General features: G+C 51.6%; 21 protein-coding genes. 5 read left to right on the top strand and 16 right to left on the bottom strand.

Annotated features, from left to right (window positions below):
• Positions 1–85: 85 nt before the first annotated feature.
• From thrC to METMI_RS0115385, 11 genes are all read right to left on the bottom strand, one after another.
• A complete protein-coding gene (gene thrC / locus METMI_RS0115435) occupies positions 86–1,171 on the bottom strand; it encodes a threonine synthase (RefSeq protein ID WP_019867199.1) in 1,086 nt (361 codons plus the stop codon).
• A gap of 70 nt (positions 1,172–1,241) precedes the next feature.
• Positions 1,242–1,643: a putative toxin-antitoxin system toxin component, PIN family gene (locus METMI_RS0115430; RefSeq protein ID WP_019867198.1), complete on the bottom strand. Its 402-nt coding sequence runs from the start codon at positions 1,641–1,643 to the stop codon at positions 1,242–1,244.
• Positions 1,640–1,864 carry a hypothetical protein gene (locus METMI_RS0115425; protein ID WP_019867197.1) on the bottom strand — a complete coding sequence of 75 codons (225 nt, stop codon included), beginning with the start codon at positions 1,862–1,864 and terminating at the stop codon, positions 1,640–1,642. The genes METMI_RS0115430 and METMI_RS0115425 overlap by 4 nt, the downstream gene beginning before the upstream one ends.
• A gap of 29 nt (positions 1,865–1,893) precedes the next feature.
• A complete protein-coding gene (locus tag METMI_RS0115420) occupies positions 1,894–3,204 on the bottom strand; it encodes a homoserine dehydrogenase (protein ID WP_019867196.1) in 1,311 nt (436 codons plus the stop codon).
• Between the two features lie 118 nt (positions 3,205–3,322).
• Entirely contained in the window at positions 3,323–4,546 is a 1,224-nt protein-coding gene (locus METMI_RS0115415; RefSeq protein ID WP_198007927.1) for a cation:proton antiporter, read from the bottom strand.
• 193 nt (positions 4,547–4,739) lie between these two features.
• The gene (locus METMI_RS24285) at positions 4,740–5,159 is read right to left on the bottom strand and encodes a hypothetical protein (protein WP_019867194.1); all 420 of its coding nucleotides are present in this window, start codon (positions 5,157–5,159) and stop codon (positions 4,740–4,742) included.
• Positions 5,160–5,335: 176 nt separating this feature from the next.
• Positions 5,336–5,692: a hypothetical protein gene (locus METMI_RS0115405; protein ID WP_019867193.1), complete on the bottom strand. Its 357-nt coding sequence runs from the start codon at positions 5,690–5,692 to the stop codon at positions 5,336–5,338.
• An 11-nt stretch (positions 5,693–5,703) separates the two neighbouring features.
• Positions 5,704–6,933 carry a beta-ketoacyl-ACP synthase gene (locus tag METMI_RS0115400; RefSeq protein ID WP_019867192.1) on the bottom strand — a complete coding sequence of 410 codons (1,230 nt, stop codon included), beginning with the start codon at positions 6,931–6,933 and terminating at the stop codon, positions 5,704–5,706.
• The gene (fabG, locus tag METMI_RS0115395) at positions 6,927–7,652 is read right to left on the bottom strand and encodes a 3-oxoacyl-ACP reductase FabG (protein ID WP_019867191.1); all 726 of its coding nucleotides are present in this window, start codon (positions 7,650–7,652) and stop codon (positions 6,927–6,929) included. The genes METMI_RS0115400 and fabG overlap by 7 nt, the downstream gene beginning before the upstream one ends.
• A complete protein-coding gene (locus tag METMI_RS0115390; RefSeq protein WP_019867190.1) occupies positions 7,649–8,161 on the bottom strand; it encodes an ApeP family dehydratase in 513 nt (170 codons plus the stop codon). Before METMI_RS0115390 ends, fabG begins: the two co-directional genes overlap by 4 nt.
• Before the next feature lie 3 nt (positions 8,162–8,164).
• The gene (locus METMI_RS0115385) at positions 8,165–8,395 is read right to left on the bottom strand and encodes a DUF2281 domain-containing protein (RefSeq protein WP_019867189.1); all 231 of its coding nucleotides are present in this window, start codon (positions 8,393–8,395) and stop codon (positions 8,165–8,167) included.
• A gap of 325 nt (positions 8,396–8,720) precedes the next feature.
• Here METMI_RS0115385 and METMI_RS0115375 point away from each other — a divergent pair, with 325 nt between their 5' ends.
• Entirely contained in the window at positions 8,721–10,472 is a 1,752-nt protein-coding gene (locus METMI_RS0115375) for an Eco57I restriction-modification methylase domain-containing protein (protein WP_029151739.1), read from the top strand.
• On the opposite strand, the gene METMI_RS0115370 is transcribed toward METMI_RS0115375, so the two are convergent.
• The 5 genes from METMI_RS0115370 to METMI_RS0115355 form a co-directional block, all read right to left on the bottom strand.
• The gene (locus METMI_RS0115370) at positions 10,449–11,507 is read right to left on the bottom strand and encodes a hypothetical protein (protein WP_019867186.1); all 1,059 of its coding nucleotides are present in this window, start codon (positions 11,505–11,507) and stop codon (positions 10,449–10,451) included. The genes METMI_RS0115375 and METMI_RS0115370 overlap by 24 nt on opposite strands.
• A complete protein-coding gene (locus METMI_RS26340; protein WP_083930339.1) occupies positions 11,485–11,739 on the bottom strand; it encodes a helix-turn-helix domain-containing protein in 255 nt (84 codons plus the stop codon). Before METMI_RS26340 ends, METMI_RS0115370 begins: the two co-directional genes overlap by 23 nt.
• A 117-nt stretch (positions 11,740–11,856) precedes the next feature.
• On the bottom strand, positions 11,857–13,029 hold the full coding sequence (locus METMI_RS0115365) for a beta-ketoacyl-[acyl-carrier-protein] synthase family protein (protein ID WP_019867185.1): 1,173 nt from the start codon (positions 13,027–13,029) through the stop codon (positions 11,857–11,859).
• Positions 13,010–13,576 (bottom strand): DUF3261 domain-containing protein, encoded by a 567-nt coding sequence (locus METMI_RS0115360; RefSeq protein ID WP_019867184.1) that lies wholly within the window; start codon positions 13,574–13,576, stop codon positions 13,010–13,012. Before METMI_RS0115360 ends, METMI_RS0115365 begins: the two co-directional genes overlap by 20 nt.
• On the bottom strand, positions 13,561–14,778 hold the full coding sequence (locus tag METMI_RS0115355; RefSeq protein WP_019867183.1) for an NAD(P)/FAD-dependent oxidoreductase: 1,218 nt from the start codon (positions 14,776–14,778) through the stop codon (positions 13,561–13,563). The genes METMI_RS0115360 and METMI_RS0115355 overlap by 16 nt, the downstream gene beginning before the upstream one ends.
• A 319-nt stretch (positions 14,779–15,097) precedes the next feature.
• Here METMI_RS0115355 and METMI_RS0115350 point away from each other — a divergent pair, with 319 nt between their 5' ends.
• From METMI_RS0115350 to METMI_RS0115335, 4 genes are all read left to right on the top strand, one after another.
• Complete coding sequence (locus tag METMI_RS0115350; protein ID WP_019867182.1) at positions 15,098–15,319, top strand: hypothetical protein; 222 nt, start codon at positions 15,098–15,100, stop codon at positions 15,317–15,319.
• A 122-nt stretch (positions 15,320–15,441) separates the two neighbouring features.
• Positions 15,442–16,143: a beta-ketoacyl synthase chain length factor gene (locus tag METMI_RS0115345; RefSeq protein ID WP_040572797.1), complete on the top strand. Its 702-nt coding sequence runs from the start codon at positions 15,442–15,444 to the stop codon at positions 16,141–16,143.
• On the top strand, positions 16,128–16,922 hold the full coding sequence (locus tag METMI_RS0115340) for a lysophospholipid acyltransferase family protein (RefSeq protein WP_019867179.1): 795 nt from the start codon (positions 16,128–16,130) through the stop codon (positions 16,920–16,922). The genes METMI_RS0115345 and METMI_RS0115340 overlap by 16 nt, the downstream gene beginning before the upstream one ends.
• The gene (locus METMI_RS0115335; protein WP_019867178.1) at positions 16,912–17,160 is read left to right on the top strand and encodes a phosphopantetheine-binding protein; all 249 of its coding nucleotides are present in this window, start codon (positions 16,912–16,914) and stop codon (positions 17,158–17,160) included. Before METMI_RS0115340 ends, METMI_RS0115335 begins: the two co-directional genes overlap by 11 nt.
• Positions 17,161–17,164: the final 4 nt, after the last annotated feature.

Below are 17,164 nucleotides of genomic sequence, written 5' to 3'. Positions count from 1 at the left end.
TCTAAGTGATCAGAAAAAAATGCATGGGCGATCGTTGAAGCCACGGATAACATCCTTACCTGGACATTATCCGTGTTGGGGGGATTTACAGGTTATCCAAAATTGCCCGTTTAACCGCATCCAAACTGGCATCTATCGTCACAGGATGCGTGTTGGCACATTGTTGCATGGCGATTTCAGGATCCTTGATGCCATTGCCGGTCAGCGTACAAACGATGCGGCTACCTTCGGGGATTTTACCCGTGCCGATGTCATGCAATGCACCTGCCAAAGAAGTCGCCGAGGCGGGTTCACAAAACACCCCTTCAAACTGCGACAGCATCTTTTGCGCCGCCAAAATTTGCTCGTCAGTGAACTTATCAAACCAACCACCGGATTCTTTTTGGACATTCCAAGCCAAATCCCAAGATTGCGGGTTGCCGATACGGATGGCGGTCGCCACCGTTTCAGGGTTTTCTATCGGATGCCCAGCGACAAACGGCGCGGCACCGGCCGCCTGATAACCGCACATGACCGGCAAGCTGCGGGTCACGGCGGTGTGGCCAGCCGAATAGCGTGCGTATTCGGTATAGCCTTTCCAATACGCGGTGATATTGCCCGCATTGCCGACGGGCAGGCAGTGGTAGTCCGGCGCGAAACCCAACTCATCAACAATTTCAAACGCGGCGGTTTTTTGGCCTTCGATGCGGAAAGGGTTGATGGAGTTGACGATGGTCACGGGAGCCAGCTCGGCGACTTCTTTGACCAAAGCCATGCCCCGGTCAAAATTACCGTTGATCTGGATGATTTTGGCATCGTACATCAAAGTTTGCGCCAATTTGCCCAGAGCGATTTTGCCTTCAGGGATCAACACGAACGCCTTGATGCCAGCGCGGACGGCATAAGCGGCGGCGGAAGCGGAAGTGTTGCCCGTGGACGCGCAAATGATCGCTTGGCTGCCCGCCTCCACGGCTTTGGTCACCGCCATGGTCATGCCACGGTCTTTGAATGATCCGGTCGGGTTCAGGCCTTCAAACTTGACGTAAATATCCACGTCTTTGCCAATCAGGCGCGGGATGTTTTGCAATTGGATCAAAGGCGTGTTGCCTTCGCCCAAGCTGATCAGGCGGGTGTTGGCGCTGACGGGCAGGCGGTCACGGTAGCGTTCGATAAGTCCGGTATAGCGGGTCATGGTGGTTCCTATAGGAGTTTACGTCTGGACTCTGCCAGATTGTTATTTAATTTTAAGAATTAGCCCGCCATTATAGGTGGCCAATAAATTCAGAAATGGTCAATACTTGTAACTTGGGGAATTCTATTGTTTTTAACACATTGAAATGCCTATCATTGCTTACCAAAAAATCGGCATTCCCCGCAATCGCACAATCGACGAATTTGTTGTCGTCTTTATCCGCGTCGATTAGCTGCCATTTGTAATAAACCTCATGTTTATGCACGTTTGATAAGGTCAGCAACATTTCAGCGATATTATTTGCAACTACTGGATTAGCTTTTCGGGCAATGATTTCGGTATATTCATGCAGCACCTCATTGCTGATAAGCAAATCGTATTTTTTGGCAATCAAATGATCGAAAATAACGCGGTAAGGCGATTGCTTTGGGATAGAAACCAACAATACGTTGGTGTCTATTACAACTTTCATGAAGAATGATAAGGCGTTCTTAGATGTTCATCCGTCCATTCAATCATTGTCCCTTCATTCCAGCCCTTTTCCTGCCACAGCCTGTCCATTTCTTGAGTTGCTTGCTGGGCAAAATAATTTGCCAGCAAATTTTTTATATCGGCTAGTTGCTGGTTAGTGATTTCGTGGCTGAACAGCTTTAATAACTCCAGTTGCAACGGGGTTAATTTTTGAGCCTGCATGATATTCTCCAAGCCGAAAGTAGTTTTGCTTACCCCAGCGTCTCCATCCGAATCCGATTAACCTTGCCACTGACAGCCGGCAATGCTTCAATCCCGGCAATCGCCGCGTTCATTTCCTGCTCCAAAGTGATTTGTGTCAGCATAATGATTGGCACGGCGGTTTCGCCTTTTGACGGTTCTTTTTGGATCATCGCTTCAATGCTGATGTTGTGGTCGGCAAGGATTTTGGTCACATCGGCCAATACACCGGGTTTGTCTTCCGCATTCAGGCGCAAATAATACGAGGTTTTGATGCACTCACTAGGCAACACCGGAATGTCCGCCAACGCATCGGCTTGGAAAGCCAAATGCGGGACACGGTTTTCAGGGTCAGAAGTCAAAGCCCGCACCACATCAATGACATCGGCGACCACAGACGAACCGGTCGGTTCGGCACCGGCGCCGGCGCCGTAATACAACGTCGCACCCACCGCATCGCCTTTCACCAGCACCGCGTTCATCACGCCGTTGACGTTGGCGATCAACCGCCGTTCGGGGATCAGGGTCGGGTGCACGCGCAATTCGATGCCTTCCGGGGTTTTTCTGGCGATGCCTAAGTGTTTGATGCGGTAGCCCAGCTGTTCGGCATATTCGACATCGGTACGGGTGATTTGGGTGATGCCTTCGGTAAAGACTTTCTCGAATTGCAAAGGGATGCCAAACGCAATCGAAGCCAAGATGGTCAGTTTATGCGCTGCATCAATGCCTTCCACGTCAAACGAGGGGTCGGCTTCGGCATAGCCCAAAAACTGCGCTTCCGCCAGCACATCGCCAAAATCGCGGCCTTTATCGCGCATTTCGGTGAGGATAAAATTGCCTGTGCCGTTGATGATGCCCGCCACCCATTGGATTTGGTTGCCGCTCAAACCTTCGCGTATGGCTTTGATAATCGGGATGCCGCCCGCCACCGCCGCTTCAAACGCGACTATCACGCCTTTTTCGCTGGCCTTGGCGAAAATCTCGTTGCCATGCGTGGCGATCAGCGATTTGTTGGCGGTGACGATATGTTTGCCGTTGGCGATGGCGGTCAGGATCATGTCCTTGACTATCCCTGCCCCGCCGATAGTTTCCACGATAATGTCGATGTCGGGGTCGTTGATGATTTCAAACGGGTCGTTGGTGACTTGTATGTCTTGCGTATCGCAAATCCGCGGTTTATGCAAATCCCTTGCCGAAGCGCGGGTGATGACAATTTCGCGTCCGGCACGGCGGGCGATTTCTGCGGCATTACGCTTTAAGATATTGACCGTACCGCCACCGACAGTACCCAACCCCAACACACCCACTTTTATCGGTTTCAAAGCAAACTCCAGTTCAGCTAAAAGCTGCCATTATATTTCATAAGCAGCGGGGTACAACCCTAAGATTAGGTTTTTTAACTCTGTAAGGCCTGCCACATGGCATTCGAATACAAACCGGTTAAGGTTTGGCCAGATATTTCAAAACGGAACCGCTGATGATGGAGGTTGCGAAAGCCATCAACACCAAGGCGACAAAAATGCGTTGGTCAATAAGGTGATGCTCCAATGCGACCGAAGCCAAAATGATTTCAATGGCGCCCCGGGCGTTGAGGCCAACGCCGACAGGCCATGCTTCCCGCCAGCGCATCCCGCCGAGCCGGGCGCCCACGCCCGCACCCACGACTTTCCCCAGGCAGGCGACAACAAATACCAGCAGCACCAGGATGCCGTCAAACTGGCTGAAAAAATTCGCCTTGAGGCCTACGGAAACGAAGTAAAGCGGTGCAAAGAAGTTGATGGCAAAAGGCTGAACCATCAATTTGATAGGCTTTTCCTGTCCAGAACCCTGATCCTGGCCGATTGCCATCCCTACCAAAAAAGCACCAAAAATGGCGTGGATACCGATTTCTTCCGCCCCCACCGCCGCCAGCACGATCAGCACCGAAACAAAAGTCAGCAAACCTCCAGGCCAATCCTGAAAATAACGGACACGGCGCAAAAAAGGCTGTATTAGCCAGTGCCCTATCGCCAAAACCAACACGGCATAGGCAAGCACCAATGCCAGTGTCGAAAAAATATTTCCACTGGGGTCACCCTGCCCCAGATTACGTAGTATGAAGGCGAACAAGGCCCAACCGGCCAAATCGTTAATCATCGCCGAAGTCATGACCGTCATCCCGATCCGGGTGCCGATCAAATCCAGGTCCATCAATATGCGGGCAATCACCGGCAAAGCTGAAATTGACAAGGCTGTCCCCATGAACAGGGCAAGCAACAAAGGACGGCTGTTTCCCCCCCAGAGCCCAGGAAACAGCAAAACCATGCCAAACCCCAATGCAAACGGTAGCGCCCCGCCGATCAGGCTGGTCGAGGCGATGATAAGCTTGCATTGCCGAAAATGGACGAGATTGATCTCCAGGCCGGCCGCGAACATGAAAAATAGCATCCCGACCTTAAGCAGGCCGTCAATGCTCGTGGTGACGGTTTTGTCGATTGGGAACAGCGAGGCATAAACATCGGGGCAGAAAGCCCCCAATAGGGTCGGCCCCAAGAGGATGCCACCTATCAATTCGCCCAACACGACAGGTTGGGCGAATTTTTTCATCAGATAACCGAACAGCCAGGCGACCGCCAGCATCAAGCCTATCTGCACGAAAAATGCGTGGAGTTGTGGATGGGTCATTTTGTCATGGGTTGGTGGCGCCCGGTACATAAAAACTACCGGGTCAGGTGTTTAGCCCCAGAAAACCTCTTTATATGGTGTGGCCAGTATCTGGGTAATGAAACATGTCAGGAATCAGCAACGGGATTATTGGGATTTTGCCACAGGCTTAAGCCCTAGCCGCGGGCGGATGCCCGCCCGCCGCCCGCCCGCCTTATTTCCTAAACAGCTCAATCAATAACGGGCGGATCTTATTTTTGGTTTTGCCTATCGCTGATGGCCCTAAACTTGCCGTATACGATGCCATACCAATTTGGTGGTTGTCTTTGGTCACAGAAAACTCGGCCATCGACAGGTAAACGCTGAATGTCCAAAACCAATCCCACGACCATTGCGCGTCATAACTCAAGACATAGTTGCATATCGAATCCGGGCTTAAAAGTCCGGTCTTGATACCGTGTTCTTCAATTTGTTGCCTTACTTCCGGCAAAAAGTCTTCCATAAAGACTTTTGGGTTTTCTTTTATGCAGAGCTGGGCAATGGTCTCCGTGGCCGGAACTGGCTCAACCTTGGTCACAGGGGATGCACACGCCACCAATAATAAACACGCGGTTATAGCATAAATTTTTTTCATTCGCCTATCCTCTGGTACCCGTTTAAAAACCAACACCTAGATGCCGCCATACGCAAAACAACATGGCCACCCGATCAGTTTGCAGCGCCTGCTTGGCGGCGCAACCCCAATGAAACGCATTGGTATCACGGGATGGAACGACCGGTTCCGCAACATTTTATTGGGGCTGCCATCAGCTACTCTTGCTTATCGTTAACCAGGTCGTAAGTGATGTCAGGGTTGAATCCCATAGGCCAGTAGATGGCGGCGAAAGGGGGCCAGAACAATGACACGGGGCGGAATTTGGTGCGCAGTTTACCTTCTTTAACCGTTTGGCCGTTTTGTTCCAGCCGATAGGGGATACCGCCACCAGGTGGCATACCGGCCGCGGTCCAAAAAAACGGTTTGGTCGTCACTTCACCATTAGCCTTAACATCCACCGGCTGCGGCCTTTGATAGATATACAAGCTGGAGCTTTCAGGCACCTTAAAATGGCCTGTCGTCGAACAGCCCGCCATCATTGATAAAACCAACACGATATAAAGTTTTTTCATTGTTATTATCCTCATTGTGTGATGTGTTTAAAAATTAAGGCGGTATTTATACCGCCAAAAGCAAAATTATTGCTCATAACATACCCGCAATTTAAGTTGCGGATATCGCCTTTAATATAATCCAAGTGCGCACAAGCCGGGTCAATATTTTCAAGGTTGGCCGTGGCGTGGAACCAGCCTTCGTTCATCATGTTGATCGCCACCCACGCTTCCAATGCGCCGCAAGCACCCAGCGTATGGCCAGTGAAGCTTTTTAGCGAACTGACCGGGGTTTTCGCACCAAAAACCGCCGCCGTGGCATGGCTTTCGGCGACATCGCCATGCGCGGTCGCCGTGCCGTGGGCGCTGACATAACCGATAGCCGAAGCGTCAAGGCCGGCGTCCTGCAAAGCCAAACGCATCGCCGTTTGCATGCTATTGCTGTCAGGCTGGGTGACATGCAAGCCGTCCGAATTGGTGCCAAAACCGACCAGTTCGGCATGGATACGGGCACCGCGGGCCAGCGCGTGCCCGCGCTCTTCAAGGATCAGCGTCCCGGCGCCCTCGCCGATGACCAGGCCGTCCCGGTCACGGTCAAACGGCCTGGGGGATTTTTCCGGGGTGCCGTTGCGGGTGCTGGTGGCAAACAGCGTATCGAACACCGCGGCTTCCGATGCGCAAAGCTCATCGGCACCACCCGCCACCATCAGTTTCTGGTGGCCGTGCTTGATCGCTTCATACGCATAGCCTATGCCCTGGCTGCTAGACGTGCAGGCGCTAGAGGTCGTATAGACCCGGCCATTGATGCCGAAAAAAATCCCGATATTGACGGCGGCGGTATGCGACATCATGCGGATATAAGACGTGGCGTTGAGGCCATTGACGGTATGGTTGAGCAGCATATTGCCGAATTCCGCCAACGCCTCATAACTGCCTGCGGAACTGCCGTAAGCAATGCCCATCTGCCCACTGTTAAGGATAGGGTCATTTAATAAACCCGCGTCGATCAGCGCCAGTTCCGTCGCATAAGTCGCCATCAAGGCGATGCGCCCCATGCCCCGGGTTTGTTTCCGGGAATAATGCGCAGGCCGGGTAAAATCGGCGGGGGCGCCTAAACGGGTGTTCAGGCCGACGTATTTGTCCCATTCCCCGATGAACTGGATTCCGGTGGCTTGCGCTTTTAGCCGCGCTGCGACCTGTTGCCAGTCATTGCCTATCGGTGAAATCCCGGCCATGCCGGTCACGACCACACGTTTTAACATAAGCCACCATTGACCGATAGGACTTGGCGGGTGATGTAGCCCGCATCTTCTGACATTAAAAACGCAACCGCCGCCGCGACTTCTTTAGGATCACCGACCCGGCGTGCCGGTATCATTTTTTTGATCTCGTCCAGCGGCAGCCCATCGGCCATGTCCGTGGCGATCAAACCTGGCGCGACACAGTTGACGGTGATATCGCGTTTCGCCAGCTCCAACGCCAGCGCTTTGGTGGCGCCGATGATGCCCGCCTTGGCCGCGCTGTAATTGACTTGGCCGCGGTTGCCCATGATGCCGGACACCGACGACAAGGTGACGATGCGCCCTGGCTGGCGCCGTCTGACCATCGGCATGATGACCGGCTGCAAGACGTTATAGAAGCCGTCCAGATTGGTGTGGATCACGCTGTCCCATTCCTCGCCGGTCAATGATGGGAACGCATTGTCGGCGGTGATGCCGGCGTTGCAGACCACCCCGTAATAGGCGCCGTGCCGCTCAATATCCTGGTTGAGTTGTCCGGCGCACTGGCCGCGGTCGCCAATATCAAACTGCAACAGCCTAGCTGATGAACCTAATTGTTCAATTTCGGCAATCACCTCGTCCGCCCGGGCTTTTTGGCTGCGGCAATGCAGCACCAGGTCATAGCCCTGCTTGGCCAGATATAAGGCAATGGCTTTGCCTATGCCGCGGCTGGAGCCAGTCACTAAAATCGTTTTCTTCATAGTTTGGTATCTAGCTTAATTTCTATCGGGGGTTCATAGACATTCAGGTTGGCGCTGATTTCAATGCCTGCCCCATGAATTTTACAATCAAAAACCCCCAGTTTATCGTCCCGGATGATAATTTTTACCTGTATCGTCAGCGCCGTGCCGACATTAAAACAAGGGACATTGCTAGCATAACGGCGCGTGCCAAGTAAAAACCCCAGTTTTATCGGCTCCCCGGCCAGCTTAGCCCTAATGCCCACATAAGCCGCCACCGCCTGCGCCATGTATTCGATACCCGCCCACGCCGGCACGGTTTTGTCATCGCCTAGCAAGCCATCGGGCCGGACAACCATTTCCGCAGTCAGCGTGTGCTCGTCATAATCAACAACCCTGTCCAGCAATATCATTTGGCCGCTATGCGGGATCAATGCGGCGATGTCGGTGCAATCTATCAAATGGGGTTCCTTGGGATGTATCTGTGTAGATTGGGGTGAGTTTGCGAACGCCAACAGGATGTATTTCACCCTTTATTCCTCGCCCAGCCAAAAGCTATCAGGCAAAGAGCCATCAAAACCATCACTCATCCAGACAGTGCCTTTCCCTAAGCCGGCCTGGCGTTTTTGTGGTTTATTTTGTTGTACGGCATCCTGGGCTATAGATTTTAAGAACAAGCTAAACTCTAAAACCGATTGCTGTTTATCTAACGGCAAACCGTGCATATTGGCGACCACTTGCTTTTCAATATTTGATAATTTCATTATTTGTCTCCTGATTGTTTCACCAAAAACAAAACCACAATATCCACGGCAAATGGTTAGATGATTCATAATTTAAAATTGGAATTAGACAAGATGAAATTGGATACCATCATGCTTATAACGACTACTCGGACGATGCTTTTTCTGTTATGGGTAAAAGTAATTTCTTTGTTATTAATTCTCGCATCGAACGCTATTTCTGTCCCCAACGCTCTAAAATACCGTAAATTTATTGTTATTGCCTTATGTTGTCTATTTTTTGGGCTTTCATTGACTTACATAGCAATTTATAATGATGACTATAAGTATCAAATAGGCTTCATTAATGCTTAATATAGTAACAACTGCTCCGCGATACAGTGATGCTAACCAGCAAAAAGCCGATGGGGCAACCTACACACCTGGGATACTTGCTCAATTTGTCGCTGAACAAATGCTGCGGATAGCCAGTCTTCCCAAGCACGGAAAAATCCGGGTATTAGACCCTGCTGTCGGTGATGGCGTGTTATTAGCGGAATTGATTAAGCAAATCCCTTTAGTTACCAGAAAGCGGTTAGATGTCGTGGGATATGACACGAATCCCGAAGCTGTTCAATTTGCTAAAAGACGTCTGCGACAAAATTTTCCTTACCTACATCAACATTTAGAACAAAAAGATTTCCTGGAACATGTCCTGAGCATCCAATCTTGTGGCGACCTTTTTGCTATCGGTGAAGAACAAGAACCTTTTCATCTAATTATCGCCAATCCGCCTTATGTCCGCACCCAAATCATGGGTGCTTATCAAGCACAACAGCTGGCAAAGAATTTCGGTTTGTCTGGACGAGTCGATTTGTATTATCCGTTTTTATTGGCTATTCCCCAAGTCTTGGCAAGCGAAGGGATCGCTGGCGTAATTACCTCGAACCGGTTTATGACGACGAAATCGGGACAGGCGGTTAGACGCGAGCTATTGTCAAGATTTCAAATTTTGCACGCTTGGGATCTTGGCGATACCAAGCTTTTTGGCGCGGCGGTGTTGCCTTCCGTGTTGTTAGCGCATGGTGTTGGCGCTCGAAAACGCAGTAATAACAACCCTATTGCTTATTCGTCAATCTATGAAACCATAGATCAGGCGTCATTGGATACTCCTGATGCGTTAAGCGCGTTTGCCGCCGAGGATAATACAGTGGTTGCTTTACCCGATGGTCGGCATTTCCGCATCCGGCATGGAACACTGGATAATACTGGAAATTCTGAAGGGGTTTGGAGGATTGCTACTCAAGCAACAGACACATGGCTGGCGACAGTTGAGAGCAACACTTGGCAGACGTTCCAACGCATTGGCAAGATCAGGGTAGGCGTCAAGTCAACGGCTGACAAGATTTTCATCCGCCATGATTGGGATGACTTGCCAGGCGGATGCCCTGAATTGCTGCGCCCCTTGATAACCCGCCATTGCGCCCGCCGCTTCAAAACGAATGTGCCAACCAATCCTAAGCACATTAAAAAAATACTCTATCCTCACGAGGTGACGGAGTATGGCCGAAGCGCGGTGGATTTAAATCGCTACCCAAAAGCGGCACATTACCTTGAGCAGTATCGTGATGTTTTGGCGGCAAGAAATTATGTTATCCAGGCTGGGCGGCAATGGTATGAACTTTGGGTGCCACAAGACCCGGCGGCATGGCCTTACCCTAAGCTGGTGTTTTTGGACATTTCCGATAAACCGGTTTTTTGGCTAGACACGGATGGCGGAATCGTCAACGGCGAATGCTATTGGTTACGATGTGAAAACGAAAGTGAACAGGATTTGCTATGGCTGGCGCTTGCCGTGGCCAATTCGACTTTTATTGAAACCTTCTACGATCATCGCTTCAACAATAAACTGTATGCCGGCCGCCGCCGCTTTATCACGCAATATGTTGAGCAGTTTCCTCTGCCGGACCCGAACCGCGAAGAATCAAAAACTATTGTTGCTCTGACAAAAGAAATCCATTCTAAAATCCCCTCTGTCGAGGCGGACAACTTGGCGTTGGAACTTGATGGGCGGGTTTGGCAGGTGTTCGGAGTATCACGAGAAAAAGTTACGCGGTAGCGGAATCTGGATTTTACCGTTTCTTATGTTGCCCTCAAAGCGTCGGAATCTCGTAAAAAAATCCTCGCCAGTCGTTACAATCACATGGGTTAAAGTCACGGAAATACCATCAGTATTTGCGTAAAACAGGACGTACCGGACATCACAATGGCGTGGGTGAAAGTTGCCAAGTTGTGGAACATCAAGGAGACTTTCGCTACTCGGCAGCACCAAGCCAAGATCAATTGTTGGTGACGTTTGCAGTTTAACTTCCAGCAATTGATGGCGAATATCAGGGAACTGGCCTTTGTCTTCATAACGACTGTAACCGAGGCGCGAGCAAATCAACTGATGAAGTGCAGCCCCCCGGTTACGTTCTTGATCCATCCCCGGATCGGCAAACGATTGTCCGACCAGAGGCGACAATCGTTCAAAAACTTCATTAATGGAAAGTAGTTTGCCACTTTCTGGATCATCAGTGGGATTGGTGGATGGAGCTAAAAAAATTTTAGGACTGACGTGCGGTAGCATTGGGACGGTATCTTGGGGTGATACCAATTCGTGCGTGTTGGTAGTTGTTTCAAGTCTTGCCTGATATTTTGTTGTGATAGTGCCTGTGGTATCAAGAAGCGCCAGTTCCTGTCCATTAACGACCCGCACTTTTAGCACTACGTCATCTTCTGAGATTTGGATGATTGCGTAACGACGGTTAGGAGCAAGTTCTTCATTCCATATCTGCAAATTCATTGATTTTTGCGCATAGGTGTCAAATTGTTGCCCGACAAAGCGGGGTTGGGTTTTCTTAAAGGATTTCGGAATCGGGTAACCCAAGGCTTCGCAAGCATACATTTTTACAATCTTTGAGCGCGTCCGATTGGGCAGTGTCCTGCCTTGCTCATCCTGTAGGATTTTGCTTTGCAAGCCTTTGTTAAGCAGCGCCTCTAGTTGTATTGTGGGAATCCAGAAATCAGTATCGCCAATTTCAATGGCATCATAGATGGTCTTGCCGGACGATAGGATGAGGTTTTTGTAATCAGTTGGAGTTTTTTGCATCATGCTGGGACTTCGGGGTTAGCAGTTCCGCGACGCTAACACCAAGAACCTCAGAGAGAACTTCTAGCGTACTTAAAGAAACATTTCGCTCTTGACGCTCCACCGAGCCAATGTATGTGCGGTGTAATTGGCAACGATCCGCTAGTTCTTCTTGTGAAATGCTCTGTGCTTTGCGAAAAGCGCGGACATTTTCAGCAAGAGTGGTACGCAATGAAGAGCTTGGGATTCTGGGCATCGTCAAAACAAGTAAAAAAGTACATTATTTCTGACTGATGACTTTGATACTACAGACTATAAGTAGCAAACTTCATTATGGATATTGCAATAACTCGTAAGCCTCGTGTACCTTACGTCACGCCCTCGCAACCACAATAGACAAATTATTCCCGCCAAACGCAAAAGAATTGCTCTGGCAAACCTGAATCCCGCGCCCCAGGCTTTCGCCTTTTTGCACCAGATGCAGCGGCGCTAAGCCGGTATCCGGCTCATCGTCGTTAATATTGGGGATTAACGCCCCATGTTCGCTTTCAGTCAGCAGCAGCCAGCAAAAACCCAACTCCAACGCCGCCGCCGCGCCCAGGGTATGGCCGGTCATACCTTTGCTGGAACTGGCGGCGATTTGGTTGCCGAACACCGCGTTAACGGCCTTGCTTTCCATCGCATCGTTTAAAACGGTCGCCGTGCCATGCAGGTTCAGGTAATCGACCTCGTCCGGCCGCTTGCCGGCGTCGTGCAAGGCCTTTTGCATCGCTGCGATGACGGCGGTGCCGACCGGGTCGGGGGCGGAAAAATGATAGGCGTCGCTGCTTGCGCCTATGCCCAGCAACGCGACCGGCCCCGGTTCCTTGCTCAGCACAAAAAGGCTAGCCGCTTCGCCGATGTTGATGCCATTGCGATGCAGGCCGAACGGTTTGCAATAGCCGTTGCTGAGCGATTCCAGCGCGGCGAAACCGTTAATGGTCAGGCGGCATAAGCTGTCCGCGCCGCCGACGATGACCGCGTCGCATAACTCCAGGTTGATCAGGCGGCGGGCCGAAGCGAACGCCTTGCCGCTGGATGAGCAGGCGGTGGAAATGGTGTAGGCGGGGCCGGTCACGCCTAAGTATTCGCTAAGAAAATCCGCGCCCGCGCCCATTTGCTGCTGTTTGTAATGGAAGCCTTCCGGCAGCGCACCGTGTTTGGCCTGGTAGGCCAGCGCCAGTTCGGTGTTCCTGACGCCGGACGTGCTCGTGCCCAGCACGACGCCGATACGATCTACGCCGAATTTTTCTATCATCCGGTCTACCGTCGTCCTAATCTGGCTTAACGCCGCCAGCAGCAGCTGGTTATTCCGGCAATTGTAGATACGGTAGCGCGGGCCGATCCCGGGTAGTTCGGAGTTGATTTGTCCGACGATGGTGGTAGGGCCGAACGCATCCGTTGCAATTAACCCGGAACGGTCGCCAGCCAATAGACGTTTGATGACCTCGGGCCTGGAATTTCCGGCCGCGCACAACAAGCCTAAGTCATTCAGGTAGAGTGTCATAACTTAGGGTAAGAATATGCAGATGGTAGTGATAGCGATGGTTGGTCACCGACACGTCTTTAGACCACACCGTATCGGGCTGCAAATAATCGACGTCGGCAAGTTTGCCATTATTGTCATACAAGTTGCGATGCTGGCCATCGGTTTCCAAACGCCAGTTCTTGGGCAATATTTTTTGTAATTCGGCCAGCGGCCAATAGACCAGTTGCAGGTCTTTGATGATGAATTCCGGGGAAAAGGCGGCCGGTAACAGCGGGCTCTTGTCCAGAGTTACGGTTTTACCATCATAGCTTAAATTGAACAGGCTGAGGCCGTCGCCGCTTAAGCCCGCTATCGCAATGTGTTGCTTATCGAGTTCCAGCACGCACAGCAGCGATTCCTGCCGGCCCGGCCAGAATGCCGTTATTTGCTGCACGATACGTCTGGCGGGGCCGACTGGCGGGGCCATCGGTAGCAGCTCGGTTGACCCTGAACCGCCAGTTGTCCCTACCAAGGCGCAACCGCTTAAACAAACCAGCATCAGCAAAAAAGCTAATCCGCGCGGCATAACTCGACCAAGGTATCCAGTCTGGAACGGGCGTTTTTGACATAAGGGTTGGCCTCATCCCAGGCGTAACCGGCCAGTATCGAGCAAATCATCGCCTTGACTTCCGGCTGTTGGTTCTGATGGAAAATCACATCCTGGAAACGCCCGTCATACCAAGCATCGACAAACACACGAAAGGTATCGACGCCACGCTGCAAGGGCATGGCATATTCAGTGTTCCAGTCCACGGCTTCCCGCTTGAATTGCCGGTCTAAAACAGCCGCGGCCAAGCTCGCCGATTTCATCGCAATGGTCACGCCGGATGAAAACACCGGATCCAGGAATTCCCCGGCATTGCCGAGCAACGCATAGCCTTTGCCGTACAGGCTTTTGACATTCGCAGAATAGCCGGTGATGGCGTTGATGTCGCCGTCAAACACGGCGTTTTTAAGTAACTCGCGCAAGCTGCCGTCTTGGTTGATGATGTCTTGCAAGGCGGTGGCGTTATCATCCCACGGCTGGTAAAAACCGGCTTCGGCGACCACGCCTATGCTGCTGCGGCCATTGCTGAACGGGATCAGCCAGTACCAAACATCCTTGTGTTCGGGATGGACGGTGATGCGTATCTTGTTACGGTCAAATTGCGCACACCCGATGCGGTCTTCAATATGCCCGAACACAGCCCGCCTGACCGGAAAGCCGGACGGCGATTCCAAGTCCAGCAAGCGCGGCAGGATGCGCCCGAAACCGCTGGCGTCGAGTACAAAATCCGCCTCGTATTCCGTCACTTCGCCGGACGGGCCGCGCACGTCAAGTTTTGGTTTTTCGCCGGAAAAATCCACGGCGGTCACCTCCATTTCCCAGCGTATATCAACCCCCATCCGGGCGGCTTCGTCGGCAAGCAGTTTATCGAACCGGCCGCGCTGGACTTGGAACGTCGTGCCCATGCCTGCGCTAAATTTGTCTTCAAAATCAAACGCCGTGTGCTGGTCACGGAACATAAAGGACGCGCCGTTTTTAAACTGGAAACCTGCGTTGACAACGGCATCCAACATACCGGCCTCTTGGATGAATTCCATGCATTGCGGCAGCAGGCTCTCGCCTATGCTGAAACGCGGGAACAGCTGGCGTTCCAGTATGGTCACCTGATGGCCCCGGTTTTGCAATAATGCACCGGCAATACTGCCCGAAGGGCCTGCACCTATGATAATGACTTTACACATTCGACTTGTTCCGTTTATTGTTGGGGCTTTAGGAAGCGCCTCTAAAACCTGGGGCTGATGGGCTGGCGATGAGCATTTATCGTGACCGGCCCGGGATATTTGGGTATCGGCTGGCTCCTTAAATTATTTTAACCGGATTTTACAGACTTACCGCTGACAAATGTTGTGGTTCCCCATTTTGCCGTTAAACATTCACCTGCAAGTGGACTGGCGCACACTTTATCCGGTCACAGTGGACTTCCGGCACATTGCTGACTATCATGCGGAATCGTTGACGCCCTATGGGAACGTGACGCCCCCTATTTAAGTTGAGGATGACATGACCACACTAATTACAAAATTTTTTACAGGCTTGGCGCTATTATGCCTATTGTCTGCTTGTGCCGAATTAAAAGAAGCAGGCCATTCAATCGGTAACACCACAAAAAACGTGACGACGGATATTGGCCATGGCTCCCGTGACACTGTCCAGGCCATAGGCAAAGGCACAAAAAGGGTTGTCAAATCCATCACCCAAGACCCGGCACAACCCAGCCAATAATTGGCCCGGCCGACTTAATGGATAAGGCCAAACAAGCCATACCTGTTTTCTGCCAAATGGCGGGGCAATCCCCCATCCGGTTAGCAGGAACTCATGCCACAGGGATTTTATGTTGAATATTGATGGCTGATTTTATCTTGTGTAACTGGAGCGCGTGGGCTCCGGGTTTGGAGCGCAAGGATGACAGGCTAATGGGATCCGGTAACGCCGCCGCCCCTAAGTGCGTGCCAAAGACGTTACAGCGCCGCTTAACACCGTTGGCCAAGGCGGTTTTTAATGTCTCCGAACTGTGCGTTGGAAGAGGAATAACACCGCCCGTGGTGTTCAGCTCCGCCCATGGGGAAATCTGCAAATCCTTGGCCATGCTTAAAACCATCCAGGCCGGTGAGGAGCTGTCACCGACGGCCTTCAGCCTGTCCGTGCATAATGCCATCGCCGGGCTGTTTTCCATCGCGTACGGCAACACCCAGGAAATCACCGTGCTGGCGCCAGGACAAGAAGGCATTGCCCCCGCCTTCATTGAAGCGCTCGGAATGCTGCATGAAGGTGCCGGGGAAGTCCTGATGCTGTTATACGACGAACCCATCGCCGATTTTTATCCCATCGCCCCGTTCAACTTGAATACCTCTTCCCCTTGTGTGCTGGCGTTACGCATCGCCTTAACCGGTGACGGCCTGCCTTTGCAATTCTTGCGTTCACCGCAACCTCGTGATGATGGCGAGCATCCTGTACAATTGCTCAATTTTTTAAAGTTCCTTCTTGCTGGGGAGCGGTCGTTGAGTTTAGGCAATCAGGGGCATAGTTGGACATGGTGCAAAAAATAATCCGCAAATTAAGTTATGGCTGGCGCCTTTTGGCCACCGGGTTCAGTTTTGTTAGCTTCGGGGCGGGCGGTTTGTTATTGTGGTTATTGGTGTTTCCGGTGCTTTCGGTGTTGCCCGGCAGCCGTTTGCAACGGATAAGCCGCGGCCAGCGCGTTGTCCACGCCAGTTTTTATTTTTTCATCGGGCTGATGCACCGTATTGGCATCATGACTTATGAAGTGAACGGCCTGGAGAAGCTTAACCGTCCGGGGCAGCTGATCATTGCCAACCACCCTACCCTCGTCGATATTGTATTTTTAATCAGCCGGGTCAGGCAGGCGAACTGCATTGTCAAACACAGCCTCTGGCGCAACCCTTTCATGCGCGGGCCTATTTTAAATGCCGGATATATCAGCAACGGCGACCCTGAAAAAATGATAGCCGACTGTGTCGCCTGGTTGCAGTCCGGGGGCACCATGATCATTTTTCCGGAAGGGACGCGCTCGGTGCCTGGCAAGCCTTGCCGTTTCCAGCGCGGAGCCGCCGCGATAGCGTTGCAGGCCAATAAAACCGTCACGCCCGTGACCCTCTCGTGTTACCCCGGCACCTTAACCAAAGCCGAGCCATGGTACCAAATCCCCGAACGCCGTTTCCATTTGGCCATGCAGGTGGGTGAAGACATTGCCCTGGATGAATTTACCCCAATACAACCCAAATCCATTGCCGTACGCCGCTTTAACCGGTACTTGCAAGATTACTTTACGCAACAAAGAGAACGCTATAAAGACTATGGAAAATGAATTGAAACAATTGATCATTGATGCGCTGGATCTGGAGGACATCAGTGTCGCCGATATAGACAGCCACGCGCCGCTATTCAACGGCGGCCTGGGGCTGGATTCAATAGACGCCCTGGAATTGGGCCTGGCTATCCGCAAAAAATACCAGATAAAAATTGAGGCCGAAAAAGAAGATGTCGTGAAGATTTTTGCTTCGGTTTCGTCTTTGGCCGACTACCTCCAATCCGTACAAGGTTGACACG

It is taken from the genome of Methylovulum miyakonense HT12, from assembly GCF_000384075.1.
Classification (GTDB): domain Bacteria; phylum Pseudomonadota; class Gammaproteobacteria; order Methylococcales; family Methylomonadaceae; genus Methylovulum; species Methylovulum miyakonense.
The sequence above is the reverse complement of the archived record's forward strand: the minus strand, read 5'-3'. Positions and strand labels throughout refer to the sequence as shown.